The organism is Marinitoga sp. 38H-ov (assembly GCF_011057715.1).
In the GTDB taxonomy this organism is placed as follows: Bacteria; Thermotogota; Thermotogae; order Petrotogales; family Petrotogaceae; genus Marinitoga.
Map to the genome: position 1 here is coordinate 1 of NZ_LNGH01000012.1, position 19,410 is coordinate 19,410.

Genomic DNA, 19,410 nt, shown 5'->3' on the forward strand with positions numbered 1-19,410 from the left:
AATAATCAAGTTTATCTTTAGAAACATCGATACCAACAAACAACATAGAAACACAACCTTTCAGAATTAGATTCTAACTCTGGGTATATAAGAAAAGAGCCTCGTTATATGTAAGAGCTATAGCTCATTCTCCGGTAGCAATTCAACTTATATACCAAAGTTAGTCAGACTATTCAAGGCACTTAAGTGCAGGAGGTGACAGAATTACTTTAGTTATATAATAACTCAGAGTTAGAATTATTTTTTTAAAAATAAATATCAGATTTATTAATTATATGAAAACATTATACACGAGGAGGAGATATTATGAAAAAAGTAATTATTATTGAAGGTATGTCATGTGAGCATTGTGTAAAAAGAATAAGAAAAGAATTAGAAAAATTAGAAAATGTAAATGTGTTATCTGTTGAAATTGGAAAAGCAGTTATAGAAGGAAGTGTTTTAAAAGATGAAGCTATTAAAGAAGCTATAGATGAAGCAGGTTATGATGTTAAAGAAATAAAAGATGAGGATGATGAACATCATGAAAACAATCATGAAAGTCATGAACATCATATGAAACATAAAAAAATGCATCATAAAGGTCATTGTCATTAAAAAATCTAAGGAGAGGACTTCTCCTTAGATTTTAAAAAACGAGGTGAAAAACAATGAATAATAATTTGAATAAAAATAGTTTAAAAAATAAAAATAGTTTAAATATATTAAAAACAGCAAAAGGTCAAATTGAAGCGGCTATAAAAATGGTTGAAGATAATCGGTATTGTATTGATATATCAAGACAGATATTAGCTTCTATTGCATTGTTAAAAAAAGCAAATACTAAAATTTTGAACAATCATCTTGAAAGTTGTGTCAAAAATGCAGCCTATTCAAATGATATAAACGAAATTAACATGAAAATAGAAGAATTAGAAGAAGTAATGAATTACATAAGTAAAAATTTTTAATTAGGAGGGATATTATGTTACCAGAAATAAATGAAAATATGACTTTAAAAGAAATTATGGATATGGATAATAAATTATTTGATGAATTAAAAAATTTTGGTTTTGATATTTGTTGTGCAAAAATGAGTAGTTTAAAAGATAGTTGTAAAGATAAAGGACTTAATGTAAATGTTGTAGTTAAAAAACTAAATGATGTTGTTGAAGAAATAAATTATATAGAAAAATTAATATCTGAAAATGAATAAATTTTAAGGAAATTCTAAGGAAAAAGTGTTATACTACAAGAGTCCCACCCATGTAGGGGTGTAAAATAAAAAAAGGAGGGAAAATTGTGAGGTATGGAATAATAAAAGAAACAAATTATGAATTTGAAAAAGCAATAAAAAAACTTGATGAAAATTTGCAAAAGGAAGGTTTTGGTATTTTATCTAGAATAAATTTAAATGAAAAATTTAAAGCAAAATTGGGTATTGACTTTAAAAAATATACAATTTTGGGAGCATGTAGTCCTAAAAATGCACATAAAGCTATATTAGCAGAAGAGAATATTGGTTTGTTTTTACCATGTAATTTAATAGTATATGAAAAGGATGAAAAAACAATTGTTGCAGCTATTAAACCTACTGTGGCTATGGAATCAGCTAATAATGAAAAGGTATTAGAAATTGCTAAAGAAATAGAGGAGTCGTTAGCAAGAGTTATTGATAACCTTTAAAAAAGGGAGATGAGATTATGATGCATGGATGGTATGGACCATATAACTTTGGAGGATACGGATTAATAGGATCATTTATAAATTTCATATTTTTAATTGTATTTCTTGTAGTAATTTATTTTTTAATAAAAAAGATGTTTTTTAATGGTAATTTTGAATTTAAAAGTAATGAAGATTATGACGTTTTGAAGGTTTTAAATGAAAAATTTGTTAAAGGTGAAATTACAGAAGAAGAATATCTTAGAAAAAAAGAATTAATTTTGAAAAAATAAATAAAAAAATTTAATGTGAGGTGATTGGTATGATGTTTTTCTTTCTTTTGTTAATAATATTAATTTTGTGGTATTTTATGAAAAATCCTGATGCTGCTAAAAAAATAGGTGATTTTAATAATGATCCAAAAAATGAAGCTTTAAAATTATTAAATGAAAAATTTGTAAATGGAGAAATTACAGAAGAGGAATATTTAAGAAAAAAGAAACTTATAGAATAAATTGTGTATAAGGTGATTTTTATGAATGAATTAATGAGAATAGTTGATATAGATGGAGAATATGTATATTTACAAGCTCTTGAAGCATTAAATTGTACATCGTGTGCAATAAAAGGTTCATGTAATTTAACAGGAGATCCAAATAGAAAAATTAAGGTATAAATAAAAATAATTTAAAGTTAAATAGAGATGAATTCGTATATATAAAAAAATAGACTCACTTGAATCAAAAGTAGCATTTATAATGTATGGAATACCTTTGCTGACAATGGTTATAATTACTGTACTTCTATTCTCATTTGGTTTAAATGAAATAATATCTTTTATTTTAGGATTAACTGGTATGTTTGTTTCATATTATTTCATTCATTTATATGATAAGAAAGTTGCAAAAATTAAGTATGTTCCAGAAATCATAGAAAAAGTTGGAATTTATAGAAATTTTCAGGTGTAGGAGGTGAGAATATGTCATGTGGAGGCGGAATATTTGGTTATCACGGGAGAGGATTATTAAATAATCGACATCATAATTCTGAGGATTATCCTAGAAGATCAGAAGATTATTATAGACAAAACCGACAGCCGATGTTAGAAGAAACTAATAGAAAAAGTAAAGCACTAGATATATTAGATGAAAAATTTGTTACTGGAGAAATAACCGAAGAAGAATATCTCAGAAAGAAAAAAATTATATTAAGTAATATCGCAGGATAGAAAGAGATGATTAATATGAAGAAATTAATATTAGTATTTGTTATGTTGAATTTGATAATATTTTCGTTTAGTAATATTATAGATTTATCTGTTGAAAAAGTATATAAACCATATCTTAACGATGAAAGTAAGGGTTATTTTGATATTTATGGAAGAGTTAGCGTATTTTCATTATATACAAACATACCATTGGCACTTAATAATTTTTATAAGACAGATTTTAGTGAAATCAGAATATATCCAGATAAAAATTTAAATTTAGAAAATATAAAAATTGGAGTAGATGTTGTAAATACAAGTTTTAAAACAAATAGATTAACTTTTTTTCCTATGATGCATATGATGTATTTTAGAAAAGTAAAAAGAGAAAATAATATTGAAAATAACATATATATTCCTTTTAGATTTGCTGTAGAAAATGAAATTAAAAATTTAAATGATTATAAGAAAATAGAAGTTGTTTTAAGTAGTGGAATTGTATTTAAAGACAAATATATGATAGAAGTGGGAGTAAAAGATAATATAGAAAATATTATAAACTCATCATTTAAAATTAATTGGTTAATAGGTTTTAGATACAATATATTTTAATTGGGAGGTGAAATTATGCCATGTTGGGGTTGGAGTGGATTTTATGGATATGGAATAATTGGCTCTTTAGTTGGATTTGGATTTATGATTTTATTTTTAATAATAATTTATTTCATATTTAAAAATTTATTTAAAAACAATCATTCAAAACAAAATCAGAAAAATAAAGTAAGTAATGAAGATGTCTTAAAAATTTTAAATGAAAAATTTGTTAAAGGTGAAATAACCGAAGAAGAATATATAAGAAAAAAGAAACTTATCGAATAGGAGTGAATAATATGAAAAGTAGATTTTTATTGAGTTTAATGTTAATTTTTAGCTTATCATTAATTTTCGCACATGGTGGAGATATAGAAAATCAGAGTAATGGATATTATACAAATATTCCAACAGTTAGTATAGATTTAAAAATTATGGAAATAAACGAGCAGGTACCTATAGCATTGGCTATTGATGAAAAAGGAACATATTATATATTAAGATTAGAAAATATGTTTATGTTTTATAATAATTTACCAATAGAAGCTGGGAAAGAAGTAAACGTAAAAGCAACAACATTATATAGTTTTTCAAAAGTAGAAGAATTATTAGTAACATCGATTGAAATAGAAAATAAAGAATATATTATACCTAAAAACTTTGGCTACGGATACCCAGGAATGATGGGTAGAAATATGATGAATGGCTACGGATACCCAGGAAATATTAATAATTATTGGTACCCAGATACCCCAGGTAATACACAAGAACCAGAAATGAATAATATGATGGGAAATAATTAAAAGTAAATAATTATATAAAAGCCCCCTTAATAATAAGGTTAATGGGGGCATTTTGATAATATTTATATAAGGAGCGAATCTAAACAATGAAAAACAGAAATCTATTTAGATTTATTATAAAATACCGGCTCTGGATAATTATTATTTCAATAATTCTTACAATTTTTTTGGGCATATTTGCCAAATATTGATATTTGGGACCTACACATTATTGCCAGAGAATGATCCGGAAATAATTAAATTCAAACAAATATCTGAAAATTTTGGTGGTTTCGATAATTTAATTATTACAATAAAAGGAAATGACAATTTAAAAATGGAACAGGCAACTGAAGAAATTGCCAAAAAAATGAAAGGATTATCGGAATTTATAAAATATGTTGATTATAAATATCCTGTAGATTTTATAAAAGAAAATATTTTATATAAATGATGATTTATTTTATAAAAGCGTTGAACTTCTAAAAAATAATCTTGATACATTAGTGGTAATAACAGCAGATCATGAAACGGGTGGATTAGGCCTTTCAACAGGTGGATATTATTTTGATGTTGAAAAGGAATTTTACTAAAAATACATATTTTATAGCTAAACGAGAAAATAATGATAAAAATAAAGTAAAAGAATTAGTAAAAAATATTATAATATTGATTTAACAAATGAGAATATGGAATATTTTGATACGCTTGTTAAAGAACAGGGTGGTTATTGCTGCTTATGCTTTTGGTTCTGGATCAGAGAATTTTAGAGGTTTTTATGATAATACTGATATACCAAGAATTATAGGAAGAATAGCGGGATATTCTTTAACATACCCTGTTTATGAACTACCTATAACAGGAAATCATTAAAAAGATAATATGACATTTGGAAATTTTCAATATGTCATTATTTTTTTGATAAAGGATTGGGGAAACATATGGATAAAGAGGGAATGAATATGAGTCATGATCATCATAATATGAAAGATGATCATTCAGAACATAATGACGAACATTCAATGAAACATAATCATGAACATCATGCTCATATGGTAGAAGATTTTAAAAAGCGATTTTGGATATCCTTAATTTTAACAATTCCTGTTTTAATGTTATCACCATTAGTTCAGAAATTATTTAGATTAGAGTTTTCTTTTCCGGGTGATTTATATATTCTTTTTATAATTTCAACCTTTATCTATTTTTATGGAGGATATCCGTTTTTAAAAGGTTTTTATGAAGAAGTCAAAATTAATAAACCTGGAATGATGACTTTAATAGCTGTTGCAATTAGTACAGCATATGTATATAGTAGTGTGGTAGTTTTTGGTTTAGAAGGGGAAATATTTTTTTGGGAATTAGCAACATTAATTGATATTATGTTACTTGGGCATTGGATTGAAATGAGATCAGTAATGGGAGCTTCACGTGCATTAGAGGAATTGGCAAAATTAATGCCGTCAGATGCACATAAGTTTATGCCAGATGGTTCGCTAAAGGATATTCCTCTTGAAGAATTGAAAACAGATGATATTGTTGTTGTAAAACCTGGCGAAAAAGTTCCAGCTGATGGTATTATAATAGAAGGTGAAAGTTATCTAAATGAATCAATGCTAACAGGTGAAAGCAAGCCTGTATCAAAAAAGAAAAATGATCTCGTAATTGGTGGTTCAATTAATGGTGAAGGTTCATTAAAAGTGAAAGTTAAAAATACAGGAAAAGATTCATATCTTTCTCAAGTTATTGAACTTGTAAAAGAAGCACAAGAAAGTAAATCTAGAACACAGGATCTTGCTAATCGCGCAGCAGTATGGCTAACTTTTATAGCATTATCAGGTGGTGCAATAACTTTTTTTATCTGGACGTTTATAGCTGAAAAAAGCTTTGTTTTTGCTCTTGAAAGAACGGTTACAGTTATGGTAATAACTTGTCCTCATGCACTTGGTCTAGCAGTTCCATTAGTTTTTGCAGTTTCAACAGCGATATCTGCAAAAAATGGCTTACTTATTAGAGATCGTGTAGCTTTTGAAAGGTCAAGAAATATTCAAGCTATAGTGTTTGATAAAACTGGTACATTGACAATGGGAAAATTTGGTGTAACCGATGTGGTTAATCTTTCAAATGATATAAATGAAGAAGATATTTTAAATTATGCTGCCTCAGTTGAAGCACATTCAGAACATCCAATTGCAAAATCTATTGCAAAATCTGCTGAAAATTCAATGAAGGTAGAAAACTTCAAAGCCATTCCGGGAAAAGGAGCTGAAGGTAATGTAAATGGAAAACATGTTATGGTAGTTAGTCCTGGGTATTTGAGGGAAAAAAATATAAAAATTGAAAATGAAAAAATAAATGAAATGTTATCAGCAGGAAAAACAGTAGTTTATGTATTAATAGATTCTGAATTAAAAGGAGCAATAGGTCTTGCTGATATTATTAGACCAGAATCGAAAGAAGCTATAGCAAAATTAAAAGAAATGGGAATAAAATGTATGATGTTAACAGGCGATAATAGTCAAGTGGCAAAATGGGTTGCTGAAGAATTAGAACTTGATGAATATTTTGCTGAGGTTTTGCCTCATGAAAAATCACAAAAGATAAAGGAAATTCAATCACGTAATTTAGTTGTTGCGATGACTGGAGATGGAGTAAATGATGCTCCGGCTTTAGTTCAAGCTGATGTTGGTATAGCGATTGGAGCAGGTACTGATGTTGCTGTTGAATCAGCAGATATAATATTAGTTAGGAGTGATCCGAGAGATGTTGTTTCAATAATAGGTCTTGCTAAAAATACCTATAAAAAAATGATACAAAATTTATTATGGGCCACAGGATATAATGCTATTGCAATACCACTTGCAGCTGGTATTTTGTATAAATGGGGAATTCTTTTAAGTCCAGCAATAGGAGCAGTATTTATGTCTTTAAGTACTGTTATAGTAGCAATAAATGCAAAGTTATTAAAATTAAAATAAGAATAAAGAAATATGTTTTATAATTTATTGAAAATTTCGTTATGAATATTTAAAATAAATAAAATACAATATCCCTAGATAATAGGGGAGGTGAGATTATGATTAAATTATGCAAACACAATAGTGGAACAGAAAAAATGGTAGAGTATTTTGAAAAAGAAGGTATAGAACATACTGTAGAAAATTGTTTAGGAGAATGTGATGTTTGTCATTCAAAAGTTTTTGTAAAAAAAGATGAAGAGGTAATTTCAGCTGATACTGTAGAAGAGTTAATAAGCAAAATTTAACCCCATGTATATGGGGTTATTTTTTTATATATCTATAATTATTTTTAAGTTAATTTTAAGTTTATTATTATATAATAATTATATAAATAAAATATTTATACTTAAGAATATTGTAGAAAGAAGTGATAAAATGAAGTTTTTAAAAATTTTAGTTTTTTTATGTTTTTTGTAAGTAGTGTAATTATTTTTTCAAATTATGATTATAATTTAGTTGAAACAGGTCAAACAAAGGTTTATGATGTTAATGGAAATGAGATAACTTCTTCTAGAGAAGAACTTTACGGTCAAGATGGAGATTATCAAAAAGGTAAAAAATTTTCTTTTATTGATAATGGTGATGGTACTATAACAGACTTAAATACTGGATTAATTTGGCAAAAAACACCGCCATCAACAGGAATTACATGGGAAGAAGCATATGAATATTGTGAGAATTTAGAGCTTGGCGGATATGATGATTGGAGGCTTCCAACCGTTAAAGAACTTTTTTCTATCTGGAATGGAGAAGAAGGATGGCCATACATAGATACAAAATATTTTGATTTAGTTAATGTTGAAGAACTTTCGAAGGATGAGCAATATTGGTCTAGTACAAAATATGTTGGTGTGACAGTTGAAGGGAAAGATAATGCAGCTTTTGGAGTTAATTTTGCAACGGGGCATATAAAAGCTTATCCAGCTGGCTCAGATGAAAATAAACCACCTATTAATGATTTTAAAAATATAGAAAATTCTAATGTACAAAGACCGCCTAAATCACCTCTTTTAAAATATGTAAGAGCTGTTCGTGGAAATATATATGGAGAGAATAAGTTTGTTGACAACGGAGATGGTACAATTATTGATGAAAATACAGGTCTTATGTGGTCAAAAATAGATTTTGGGCCAATGGATTGGAAAGAAGCTTTGAAATTTTCTGAAGAATCAACATATGCAGGATATGATGATTGGAGACTTCCTAATGTAAAGGAATTATTAAGTATAGTAGATTATTCTCGATCTCCAACAGCTATTGATGAAAATAATATTGGTCCTGCAATATCATCAATATTTTCATCTACTCAGATTATAAATGAAGCTGGTGAAACAGATTATCCATATTATTGGACAAGTACATCAGCAGAATGTTACCGGATCAACCAATGTATTATGCATGTATGTATCTTTTGGAAGAGCAGTTAATTCTGAAGGAGAAGATTTTCACGGAGCTGGAGCAATTCGCTTTGATACTAAGGTAAAAGATGGTCTGCTGGTGAAGGAGCGGAAAGAATATATAATTATATTCGTTTAGTTAGAGATGCAAAATAAGTCCCGTTTGGGACTTATTTATTTTTCAAATAATGATATTTGTTCGGTTTTTTCTTTAATAAAATATATCAATATTTGGTGTCTTATATACTTCGGAAGTATCTTTTTTACTAAAATTAACTAAAGGCTTCATATCCAAACCAGAAGATAAATACCAAAATAATGTTGGTTCTCTTAGCCAATGTTTTTATTGTAATATTCTAAAATTTCATCCCATTCTTCATATTCATTCCTATTAATAGGTTTTAATTTTTGTAAAAAATCAATAAACATATTTCCTCCATTTTTCACTAATACCAAGTGATATTAGTTTCATTATATAATGTATTTTGTCTTCCTTTTCTTGATCCAACTAAGTCCAATTTAATAATAATATCTTCAAATTCTTTATCGTTTTTAGCCTTATAATAGTATCCGTTATTTCTAGATAATTTATACCCAGGAGATGGAATATGTAAAGTTTTACATTTTCCACAAACAAATATTCTTGGAACAGCTATTGAACCGTCTACAGTTGAAAAAGTAAAATCAACACTGAAAACCGTTTTTACCATTAGCCTTCCACATTCAGGACAAACATATGAAGATAAATAGAAGTTATTTGTAGGTATTGTCCAGAAAGGCATTTTATTTTCTGGAATAACCCCAAAAAATATTTCTCCATCATATTTGTATTTTGTTCTTTCAAAAATCATAATAATCCCTCCTAAAAAATATTTCTTCTTATTTTTTAATGATTTTCTTATAAATTATTTTATCAACTTCAAAATGATTATTTAACTAAGAGCTTCAAATATTTTAACATTTATATCTGCTATATTTAATTCTTTTTCTATTTCGTATTCTATATTTTTTATTTCTTTCTCTTTATTTAACCACCAATTTCTACTCCATATTCTTATAATTTTCCAACCTTTTGATTCTAAAAATCTTTGTCTGTGTATATCTCTTTCTCTAGCGCTTTTACTACTATGATATCTTGCACCATCACATTCTATTCCTAGTATGTATTTTGATTGAACTGGATCATATATACCAATATCAATTCTATATCCAGATGAATTTATCTGGGTATGAATTTCAAGTTTATTATCTTTTATAATAAAACTATTAGTTAAATGTTCATATACTTCCTCTTCAAATGGGCTTTCAAATATTATATTTTGGCTTCCCTCTATATTAGAGAGACTATACAATATTCTTTCTGCTTCCTTTTTATTATCTTGCGAAATTGCTCTTACATATTTTAAATAATCTTTTAAAAATTTTGGACCTCTATTTTTAAAATTATCAACATTTAATTCTTCTGGTTCAAATGAGGTAACAATATATATTTTTTTCTTTGCTCTTGAAATAGCGACATTTAATCTATTTTCACCACCTTCATTTGATAAAGAACCAAAGTAAAATCTAAATTTACCTTTTTCATCTTTTGAATAAGCTGTTGAAAATATGATAATATCTCTCTCATCACCTTGCACATTTTCTATATTTTTGACAAATAAACTTTTATCTTCTCCATTTTCTGTTCTATTAAGTTCTATATTATATAAATTTTCAAATATCTTATCATTTCTTGCTTCATTATCGAGTAAGTCATATATCAAATCTGCTTGATTTATATTAAAAGTTACTATTCCTATAGTCTCATTTTCCTTTCTTTCAAGTAGAATTTTTTTAACAAGAGCAACAACTTCTTTAGCTTCTTCTAAATTTTGTCTATTTTTCCATATTCCGTTTACTTTTATTCTTTCAATAGCTTTTTCATTAGATATATTTGGTGAAATATATAATTTTCCGTCATAAAAAGCATGATTTGAAAAATCAATAAGCTCTTTATATTTTGATCTATAGTGAAAGAGAAGATGTGTTGAATCAAAATTAATTTTTGCAACATCAAGTAAACTTTCTTCTTCAATTGCTGTTGAAATTTCCATATCAAATTCTTCATCTATTTCTTCTCTAGACATAAATATAGAGGTTGGTTTAAGTTGTTTATCGTCACCTGATACAACAACCTTTTTTGCTCTAAAAATAGCAGGAATAGCCTTTTCAACAAATATTTGTGAAGCTTCATCAAATATTATGATGTCAAACAATCCTTCCTTAAGAGGTAAAATTTCCGAAACACTTTCTGGAGTTGCAAGAAAACAAGGATATAAGTTAAATATTAAATTATCAAAAGTTTCTATTAATTTTCGTATAGGTAAGAGTTTGGATTTTTTATGTATTTGTCTTTCAAAATTTTTAGATAATCTATAGTCGCTTCTTAACGCCTTTAAAAAATTACTATTCCATAAAGAATTTATATATTTTACAACATCAGTTTTCTTGGTTTCCATGCTTTCGATAACATTTTTCACATATTCATCATACATTTCATATTTTAAAATTTTATTTTTTTCTTTTTTTTCTATTTCAGTTATTTTCTTTAAAATAAAGAATTTTTCAATTCTTTCAAAAACAAAATTTTCATTAAATCCTTTTTGTAAATATATAAATTCAAGGATTTCTTTTTCTATTTTTATAAGATTTGAAAATTCAACATTTAGCTTATAATATTCTTCGTAGTTCGTTAGAAAAATTTTTAATTTTTCAAGATAATCTTTTAAATCGTATTCATTTATAAGTTTAATTTTAAAATTTTCAAAATCAATAACTTCTTTCAAAAACATTGATTTTGAAATAATATCTTTTGCTAATTCAAAATCGTCTTTAATATTATTAAATATATTTTTTTCTTTTTCTTCTATTATTTTTTTTATTTCTTCCCTTTTATTTTTTCTTATGCTAAAAAATAAAAAATGTAATGGATTGTACCAATTAAATTTTGAAAATTTTTCAAATTTTTTGTATAGCTTTTTATTTTCTTTTTTGTTTAAAATTTTTGCAAAATTTTCCAAATTTTGATTTTCAATTAATGCAATTTTTATATCCTCTTTATAATTACTATTGAATGATAACTTTCCTGGAAAATAATCTAAAAAATTAGAGATTTTATTTAAAGTTTCGTCTATTAAAAATAAATCTAAATCTTTTTTTGTATCTTCTATTTGATTTTTATATTCTTCTTGAATATTTCTATATTTAATATATCTTTCAATTTTATCTTTTATATTATTACATGCCTCTTTTATTTCTATATATTTGTAATCTTGAAAATGTTCTCTAAATTTTGAAAATAATTTTTTCTCATCTTCAGATAAATCTTGATTTGTTTTTGCATACATATTCGCAAGACTTAACCCAAAATCTCTTTCTTGATACATAATACTACCAAACTCTTCGAGTTCTTTTAGGTTTTTATTGATTTTTTCTGAATATTTTATTATATTGTTTAATATATCTTTATCTCCATCTTTTATACTTTCAAATTCATCTTTTATTTTTTTATATATTTCTTTTTTATCTTTCTGTGCATCGTGTATTAGCATTATTTTATTCTTAATAGGTGAAAGTCTATTAAGAATAACATCTAAAGCGGCTCTTTTTTCTGAAACAACTAATACTTTTTTTCCTTTAGCTAGATTATGTGTAATAAGATTTGAAATTGTTTGAGATTTTCCTGTACCAGGAGGTCCATATATTACAAGTCCATCTTTTTCGTCAGACATTTTTATTGCTTTTTCTTGGCTAAAGTCTAGTGTTGATATATAATAAAAATCTTTCTCTTCAATATATTCTTTTTTTAAATCATTATTATTATTATTATTATTATCTTTTTCTCCTAAAAGCAAATATTTTAATAATTTGTTATTTATATTTTGATTTTCAAGGTATAAATAATCATTATATATAGAACTTGAAAGTTTATAATTTCCAAGTATAAGATAATTTTTTATAACAAGTTTTGGTATTTTAATATCATTTTTCCCTTCAATAAATTTTTCTATAGTATTATTTTCATATTCTAATTCAATACCCAAATCTTTAAAATATTTTATAATACTTTCAGGTGTATAATCACCTTCATATTCTTTTTCGTTTATTTTTACTTCATTATGTTTTTGATATGCAATCAAAAAGACTTTGTTTACTATAACATTTTCATCTTTTAATCTTTGAATATACCAATTTTTATCAATATTAATAAGGCTTATTGGAAATAAAAATAAAGGAGATTTTACATATGTTTCATCTTTTAATTTTCCTTCTACATATGGATAGCCTATATAAAGTTCATATCTTCCAGTTTCTTTTTCTATAGTATTTATTTCTCTTTTTAAAGTTTTTAAAGAATGAGAAAAAGAATCTAGTTTTTCTTTTTTTATATATATTTCATCATCATCATTTTCTAATTTTTCTCTATTTTCTTTTATAAAAGCATTATAATCCAAAATACATACTTTTTCTTGTTGAGAAGAAATTATATGTTCTAAAATTTCTTTTGTAACACCTTCAAAGTATTCTTCAAATATTGCTAAATCAAAAGAACGTTTTTTATATAATTTTGTCATGCAAAAAGTTCTATTTTTTGAAGATATATCAATTAATCTATTCTTATATTTCTCAAGAACAAAAGAGAAATTTGACATAATATACTCCTTTCTATTAATATATTAAAAAGTTTTATATTAGAATTTTACCATTATTAATAATAAAAATTAATATATTTTAAAATTTTAATTATATTTTTACATTTTATTTATTAATCATATGATATATGAAAATATAAACATTAATAATATAAACATTAATAATATAAGACTTAATAAATATAAATTTATAAATAATAATATCTATTTTTATTATTACTATAATTTATTATTGACTGTAAAAAAATATTTGATATAATATATTTGAACAATTATTCAATTATTCAAAGATAGGAGGTAATAATGTGAAAAAAGAATTAGTATTAGATGGATTAGATTGTGCAAATTGTGCGGCAAAAATAGAAGATACAGTTAAAAAACATGTAGATAATGTGGAGTTAAATTTCATAACAAAAACATTATCCTTTAATGTTAAAGATGAAAATAAAATTGAAGAAATAAAGGAAATTATAAAAAAAATTGAACCTGATGTAAATGTATATGAAAAAAATAATAGTAATAAAGAAAGTAGTAAAAAAAGTGAATTTAGTAAAAAAAATGAATTTATTAGATTAATTTCTGCTATTAGTATATTTATTGCAGCAATATTCATTAAAAATCCATTTTGGTTACAATTAATATTATATATAATTGCATATTTAATTTCAGGATGTAATGTATTGTTGAAAACATTTAAAAATAGAGGAAACTTTTTTGATGAAAATTTTTTGATGAGTATTGCAACTATAGGTGCATTCTCAATAGGAGAATATCCAGAAGCTGTTGGAGTTATGCTTTTTTATGAATTAGGAGAATTTTTACAAAATATGGCAGTGGATAATTCTAAAAGGTCTATTAAAGCATTGCTTGATATAAGACCTGATTATGCATATCTATTAAAAGATAATAAAGAAATAAAAGTATCTCCAGAAGAAGTAAAAAAAGGTGATTTAATTGTTGTAAAACCAGGAGATAGAGTACCTTTAGATGGAATAGTTGTTAAAGGAAGTTCTATGTTAGATGTATCTGCTTTAACTGGAGAATCAGTTCCAGTAACAATTAAAGAAAACGAGGAAGTCAATAGTGGAGTTATAAATATTAATGGAGTTTTAACTATTAAGGTTGAGAAAGAATATTATGAGTCAACTGTTTCAAAAATATTAGATATGGTTGAAAATGCAGCAGCTAAAAAAGCAAAAACAGAAAAACTTATTACTAAATTTGCAAAATATTATACGCCTATAATTGTATTTTCGGCTATTTTTTTAGCTATATTACCACCATTTATTTTAGGTGAATCATTTAAAGATTGGTTATATAGAGCTTTAATTTTTCTTGTTATTTCATGTCCATGTGGTCTTGTTGTTTCTATACCTTTAGGATATTTTGCAGGAGTAGGAGCATTATCAAAAAAAGGTGTTTTAGTTAAAGGTGGAAATTATCTTGAAAGATTTAAAAATTTAGATACTATAATTTTTGATAAAACTGGTACATTAACAGAAGGAGTTTTTGAGGTTGTTGAATTTAGCAATAATGATGTGCTTAAAATTGCAGCACAAGCAGAATATTATTCAAATCATCCTATTGCTGAATCAATAAAAAGAAAGTATGGAAAAGAAATAATTAATAATATAGAAGATTATGAAGAAATTTCAGGTCATGGAATAAGAGCCAAAATAGAGGGAAAAGAAGTATTAGTAGGAAATAGAAAATTAATGAAAAATATAGAAATTCCAGAAATAGATTTTAATGGAACATTAGTATTTGTTGCAATTAATGGAGAATTTGCTGGTTATATAGTAATTTCTGATAAACTAAAACGAGGAATAAAAGATACAATAAAAAATATTAAAGATTTGGGTGTGAGAAAAACAATTATGTTAACTGGAGATAATAAAAAGGTTGCTGAGGCAGTTGCAAAAGAAATTAAAATAGATGAATATTATGCAGAATTACTTCCAGAGGACAAGCTTGAATATTTTGAAAAGGAAAAAAAATATAGTGAAAATATTGCATTTATTGGTGATGGAATAAATGATGCACCTGGATTAACCAGAGCAGATGTTGGAGTTGCTATGGGTGGATTAGGTTCAGATGCTGCAATTGAAGCAGCAGATGTTATTATAATGGATGATGATGTTTCTAAATTAATAGATGCTATTAAAATATCAAGAAAAACATTAAAAATAATATGGCAAAATATAATATTTGTTCTTGGGATAAAAATATCGTTTTTAACATTAGGTGCATTTGGAAAAACAGATATGTGGGGAGCTATTTTTGCAGATGTTGGAGTTACATTAATAGCTGTTTTTAATACTCTAAGAATATTAAAGAATGAATAAACCTCATCATGAGGTTTATTCATTAACATGTATGTATCCAATTTCAATTAATTCTTTTACATGATTATCGTTTAAAGAATAGTATACAACTTTTCCTGTTTTTCTAAATTTAACTAAATTACTTTGTCTTAATATTCTTAATTGATGAGAAATAGCAGATATTGACATATTAAGAACAGCTGATATATCACATACACATATTTCATCTACTTGCATTAATGTATACAAGATTTTCATTCTAGTTTTATCCCCTATTATTTTAAATAATTCGCTTAAATTATTTAAAATCTCCTCATTAGGAGTATTTTCTTGAACTTTTCTTATAATATCTTCATGTACTTCAATAGTCTGACATATTTCAATATTCTTCTTTTTTTTCATATAATCACCCTTTAATATACATATCATTTTATTATACCATATTTAATAATTTTATATATTAAATTTTTCAAATTCTTCTATTATTTCAATTATTAATAGACTTTGTTAAATTTTTCGTTATGTGATTCAAATTTCTTGACTAATGTTTACTATAAGAGTATAATATGGTAAAGAAATGTAATGGAGGGATAATATGAAATTATTTTTTCTTGGTGGAGGTAATTCAGCAAAAATCATTTTAGAAGAAATGTATGATTATATTGAAAAAGCTTATATATTTGATAAAAACAAAGAACAAGTTGATAAACTAAAGTATATTTTTGATAATGTTGAATACAAAGAGATAAATGAAATAAAAGATTTAGAAGTTGATTATGTTATTGAGGCTGCATCTGTTGAAGCATTAAAAGAATACGGTTTAAAAATATTAGATATGAATAAAGATTTGATAGTATTGAGTACAGGAGCTTTTGCAGATAAAATTTTTAGAGAAAAATTTTTGAGTAGGATTAAAAATAATAATATTAATAATAAAGTATATGTAGTTTCTGGTGCTATTGGAGGTATTGATTTAATAAATGCAATATATGATAAGATTGATAGCATTACTTTAACTACAAGAAAACCACCAAAGAGTTTAGGTTTAGAAATTGCAGAAGAAAAGATAATTTTTGAAGGAAATGCAGTTGATGCAATTAATAGATTTCCAAAAAATGTAAATGTTGCAGTTACATTGTCTTTAGCAGTAAGAAGTTTTGAAAAGGTTAATGTTAGAATAGTAGCAGATCCTAATATAGAAAGAAATATACATAGTATAAATATAATATCAAAAGCAGGAAATTATAATTTTGAATTTGAAAATTATCCTTCTAATAATCCAAAAACAAGTTATTTAGCTCCATTATCTATAGTAGGATTGTTGAGAAATTTAAATAATAATTTTAGAATAGGAGGTTAATGATGATTACAGATACTGCTATTGAAAAAGAATTAATAGAAAAAATAAAAGAATTAAAAGAAAAAAAAGAATATACTATTTTAGGTCATAATTATATAATTCCAGAATTACAAGATTTATCTGATATAACAGGAGATTCATTACAATTAGCAAGATTAGCTACAGAAATAGAAAACGATAAAATTCTATTTCTCGGTGTAGATTTTATGGCAGAAACATTAAAAATATTAAATCCTAGTAAGAAAATAATAGTTCCAACAAAAGGTTCAACATGTCCTATGGCAAATTCTTTAACACCGGAGATAATAAAATCTTTTAAAGAAAAATATCCTAATGCACCAGTTGTATTATATGTTAATAGCACTGCAGAATGTAAAGTATTAGCAGATTATACATGTACCTCTGCTAATGCGGTTGACATTGTAAGTAAAATAGATTCTGATATTATATTATTTGGTCCAGATAAGAATTTAGGTTCATATGTTGCAGAAAAAACAGGAAAAACTATTATAACAATACCTGGGGATACTGGATATTGTTATGTTCATAATAGATTTTCTGTAAAAGACGTAGATATTGCAAGAGAAAAATATCCTAATGCAAAGATTATTGTGCATCCTGAAGCTCCAAAAGAAGTTAGGGACTTATGTGAATATATTGGTAGTACTGGACAAATGATGAGATTCCCAAAAGAAGATAATACAAAAGAGTATATTATTGGGACAGAAATAGGAATGATTCATAAATTGTCTAAAACATTTAAAGATAAAAAATTCTATCCTTTAAAAGAATTAGGTATATGTAATAATATGAAAAAGAACAATTTGAAAAATGTATATGAAGCATTGTTAAATGAAGAAAATGAAATTCTTTTAGATGATGAAATAATGGAAAAAGCTAAAATCCCTATAATTAATATGTTTAAATTGATGGAGGAATAATAATGTTTGATTATGAAATAAAATTATTAAAAGAATGGATAGAGAAAGATAATAATTTTTTTGATATAGCATCATATGAATTAAGGAATAAGGAAACAACAGCAGAAATATTATTAAAAAATAATAATGTTGTAGTATCAGGAATAGAAATAATACAAAGATTATTAAGTGAATATAATATTTATTCAGAGTTTTATTATAATGATGGTGATTTTATAAATAATACAATTATAGGAAAAATAAAAGGAAATGCATATAATATATTGATTGTTGAAAGAACAATGCTTAATGTATTATCATTAATGAGTGCTATAGCAACTAAAACATATAATTTAGTAAGTAAAATAAATGGAAAAACAAAACTTGCAGCAACAAGAAAGGTTTTTCCAGGATTGGGTAATTTAGAAAAGTTAGCAGTTATTCATGGTGGTGGAGATACTCATAGATGGAATTTATCTGAAAGTATAATGATAAAAGATAATCATATAGCATTATATGGTTCTATTGAAAATGCAATAAATGCAGTTAAAAAGTATAAATCATTTACAAAAAAAATAGAGATTGAAGTAGAAAATGAAAAAGATACATTTTTAGCAGCAGAAAATAATGTGGATATTATTATGCTTGATAATTTTTCTGCTAATGACGCAAAAGAATTAGCTAAAAAATTAAAATATAACTATCCTAATATTATAATAGAAGTATCTGGTGGTATTAGTGAAGATAATTATTTAGATTATGTTGATGATAATATAGACATTATATCTATGGGTAAATTAACAACAGAAATAAAATATGTTGATTATTCACTTGAGGTTTAAGCCCTTGTAGAAATACAAGGGCGTTTTTATGTATATTAGAAAGAATTTCATTAATTATATTATCATTTATTATTTCATTATTATAATATTTAACATTATATGTATTCCAATTATTTCCATATGGTAAACATTATTTTTTTATTTTATCCTAAAAATAAATTCAAATACCTAAATTTACTTATAGGTTTTATATTTTTAATAGTTTACAAATACCTCAAAACATGATTATTTAATCTTTAAAAGAATTTAGTAACCATAGTACTTCCTCTGTTTTATCGATTAATTTATAAAATGCTTTCATAACTTTATAGTTTTTTTCCCAAAAATCGCTTGGTAATTCTTTTTGAGTTGCTCTTGAAAAAGAAATTTTCACGATTATCAAAATTAAAATTATCAAATTGTTTATTCTTTTTTTTACTGTTGTATTCATTAAATATTCTTAATTCTTTTCCCTTAATATCTATATTTTCCAAATTTACTCGTATATCCAAATCAAAATTAAAGAAATTATGAAATGATTTATTTCTAGAATTACTTATTTTATTTTTGTATGTTTCTAAATGAGGTTTATTATTGTTTTTTAATAAGTTAAACTTCTTTTATTTTTAAATTTCTCTAAACAAAATCCATAC

The 19,410-nt window shown here is 25.1% G+C and carries 24 protein-coding genes and 1 pseudogene; 21 read left to right on the forward strand and 4 right to left on the reverse strand.

Translation table 11 applies throughout. The features are described from left to right. Positions 1-306: 306 nt before the first annotated feature. The 17 genes and pseudogenes from AS160_RS04340 (at position 307) to AS160_RS04425 (ending at position 8,671) form a co-directional block, all read left to right on the forward strand. Positions 307-597: a heavy-metal-associated domain-containing protein gene (locus tag AS160_RS04340; RefSeq protein ID WP_165145458.1), complete on the forward strand. Its 291-nt coding sequence runs from the start codon at positions 307-309 to the stop codon at positions 595-597. Positions 598-650: 53 nt separating this feature from the next. After that, positions 651-950, forward strand: a complete 300-nt coding sequence (locus AS160_RS04345) for a metal-sensing transcriptional repressor (RefSeq protein ID WP_165145473.1) — start codon at positions 651-653, stop codon at positions 948-950. 14 nt (positions 951-964) lie between these two features. Then, entirely contained in the window at positions 965-1,195 is a 231-nt protein-coding gene (locus AS160_RS04350; RefSeq protein WP_206528085.1) for a hypothetical protein, read from the forward strand. Positions 1,196-1,281: 86 nt separating this feature from the next. Beyond that, positions 1,282-1,665: a DUF302 domain-containing protein gene (locus AS160_RS04355; RefSeq protein WP_165145476.1), complete on the forward strand. Its 384-nt coding sequence runs from the start codon at positions 1,282-1,284 to the stop codon at positions 1,663-1,665. A gap of 17 nt (positions 1,666-1,682) precedes the next feature. Further along, positions 1,683-1,937 carry an SHOCT domain-containing protein gene (locus AS160_RS11250; protein WP_206528086.1) on the forward strand — a complete coding sequence of 85 codons (255 nt, stop codon included), beginning with the start codon at positions 1,683-1,685 and terminating at the stop codon, positions 1,935-1,937. A 77-nt stretch (positions 1,938-2,014) separates the two neighbouring features. After that, positions 2,015-2,158, forward strand: a complete 144-nt coding sequence (locus AS160_RS04365; protein ID WP_206528087.1) for an SHOCT domain-containing protein — start codon at positions 2,015-2,017, stop codon at positions 2,156-2,158. Between the two features lie 21 nt (positions 2,159-2,179). Next, a complete protein-coding gene (locus AS160_RS04370; protein WP_165145479.1) occupies positions 2,180-2,320 on the forward strand; it encodes a hypothetical protein in 141 nt (46 codons plus the stop codon). 79 nt (positions 2,321-2,399) lie between these two features. After that, positions 2,400-2,612, forward strand: a complete 213-nt coding sequence (locus AS160_RS04375) for a SoxR reducing system RseC family protein (protein ID WP_277601277.1) — start codon at positions 2,400-2,402, stop codon at positions 2,610-2,612. An 11-nt stretch (positions 2,613-2,623) separates the two neighbouring features. Continuing rightward, positions 2,624-2,872, forward strand: coding sequence for an SHOCT domain-containing protein (locus AS160_RS11470; protein ID WP_165145485.1), 249 nt, complete (start codon positions 2,624-2,626; stop codon positions 2,870-2,872). 15 nt (positions 2,873-2,887) lie between these two features. After that, complete coding sequence (locus tag AS160_RS04385; protein WP_165145488.1) at positions 2,888-3,463, forward strand: hypothetical protein; 576 nt, start codon at positions 2,888-2,890, stop codon at positions 3,461-3,463. Positions 3,464-3,478: 15 nt separating this feature from the next. Continuing rightward, positions 3,479-3,730 carry an SHOCT domain-containing protein gene (locus AS160_RS04390; RefSeq protein WP_165145491.1) on the forward strand — a complete coding sequence of 84 codons (252 nt, stop codon included), beginning with the start codon at positions 3,479-3,481 and terminating at the stop codon, positions 3,728-3,730. 11 nt (positions 3,731-3,741) lie between these two features. After that, a complete protein-coding gene (locus AS160_RS04395; RefSeq protein WP_165145494.1) occupies positions 3,742-4,245 on the forward strand; it encodes a hypothetical protein in 504 nt (167 codons plus the stop codon). A gap of 211 nt (positions 4,246-4,456) precedes the next feature. Beyond that, a complete protein-coding gene (locus AS160_RS04400) occupies positions 4,457-4,678 on the forward strand; it encodes a hypothetical protein (RefSeq protein WP_165145497.1) in 222 nt (73 codons plus the stop codon). A 43-nt stretch (positions 4,679-4,721) separates the two neighbouring features. Further along, positions 4,722-5,097, forward strand: a pseudogene (locus AS160_RS11590) (alkaline phosphatase); the annotation flags it as partial. Positions 5,098-5,165: 68 nt separating this feature from the next. Next, positions 5,166-7,202 (forward strand): copper-translocating P-type ATPase, encoded by a 2,037-nt coding sequence (locus AS160_RS04415; protein ID WP_241244221.1) that lies wholly within the window; start codon positions 5,166-5,168, stop codon positions 7,200-7,202. 98 nt (positions 7,203-7,300) lie between these two features. After that, positions 7,301-7,489, forward strand: coding sequence for a DUF1450 domain-containing protein (locus AS160_RS04420; protein WP_165145503.1), 189 nt, complete (start codon positions 7,301-7,303; stop codon positions 7,487-7,489). Between the two features lie 159 nt (positions 7,490-7,648). After that, entirely contained in the window at positions 7,649-8,671 is a 1,023-nt protein-coding gene (locus AS160_RS04425; protein WP_165145506.1) for a DUF1566 domain-containing protein, read from the forward strand. A 416-nt stretch (positions 8,672-9,087) separates the two neighbouring features. On the opposite strand, the gene AS160_RS04430 is transcribed toward AS160_RS04425, so the two are convergent. Continuing rightward, positions 9,088-9,492, reverse strand: coding sequence for a hypothetical protein (locus tag AS160_RS04430; RefSeq protein ID WP_165145509.1), 405 nt, complete (start codon positions 9,490-9,492; stop codon positions 9,088-9,090). A gap of 81 nt (positions 9,493-9,573) precedes the next feature. After that, the gene (locus tag AS160_RS04435) at positions 9,574-13,332 is read right to left on the reverse strand and encodes an AAA domain-containing protein (protein WP_165145512.1); all 3,759 of its coding nucleotides are present in this window, start codon (positions 13,330-13,332) and stop codon (positions 9,574-9,576) included. A 305-nt stretch (positions 13,333-13,637) separates the two neighbouring features. Here AS160_RS04435 and AS160_RS04440 point away from each other — a divergent pair, with 305 nt between their 5' ends. After that, positions 13,638-15,677, forward strand: a complete 2,040-nt coding sequence (locus tag AS160_RS04440; RefSeq protein WP_206528088.1) for a heavy metal translocating P-type ATPase — start codon at positions 13,638-13,640, stop codon at positions 15,675-15,677. Between the two features lie 15 nt (positions 15,678-15,692). Here AS160_RS04440 and AS160_RS04445 read toward each other — a convergent pair whose 3' ends face one another. Then, complete coding sequence (locus tag AS160_RS04445) at positions 15,693-16,058, reverse strand: metalloregulator ArsR/SmtB family transcription factor (protein ID WP_165145515.1); 366 nt, start codon at positions 16,056-16,058, stop codon at positions 15,693-15,695. 193 nt (positions 16,059-16,251) lie between these two features. Between AS160_RS04445 and nadX the strand changes: the two genes are divergently transcribed. Genes nadX through nadC form a run of 3 tightly spaced genes read left to right on the forward strand, consistent with a single transcriptional unit; the run spans position 16,252 to position 18,778 of the window. Next, the gene (gene nadX / locus AS160_RS04450; RefSeq protein WP_165145518.1) at positions 16,252-17,016 is read left to right on the forward strand and encodes an aspartate dehydrogenase; all 765 of its coding nucleotides are present in this window, start codon (positions 16,252-16,254) and stop codon (positions 17,014-17,016) included. A gap of 2 nt (positions 17,017-17,018) precedes the next feature. After that, positions 17,019-17,957: a quinolinate synthase NadA gene (gene nadA / locus AS160_RS04455; protein ID WP_165145521.1), complete on the forward strand. Its 939-nt coding sequence runs from the start codon at positions 17,019-17,021 to the stop codon at positions 17,955-17,957. A gap of 2 nt (positions 17,958-17,959) precedes the next feature. Next, entirely contained in the window at positions 17,960-18,778 is an 819-nt protein-coding gene (gene nadC, locus AS160_RS04460; RefSeq protein ID WP_165145524.1) for a carboxylating nicotinate-nucleotide diphosphorylase, read from the forward strand. A 229-nt stretch (positions 18,779-19,007) separates the two neighbouring features. Here the strand turns inward: nadC and AS160_RS04465 are convergent, their stop codons facing one another. Next, complete coding sequence (locus tag AS160_RS04465; RefSeq protein ID WP_165145526.1) at positions 19,008-19,160, reverse strand: hypothetical protein; 153 nt, start codon at positions 19,158-19,160, stop codon at positions 19,008-19,010. Between the last annotated feature and the right edge of the window lie 250 nt (positions 19,161-19,410).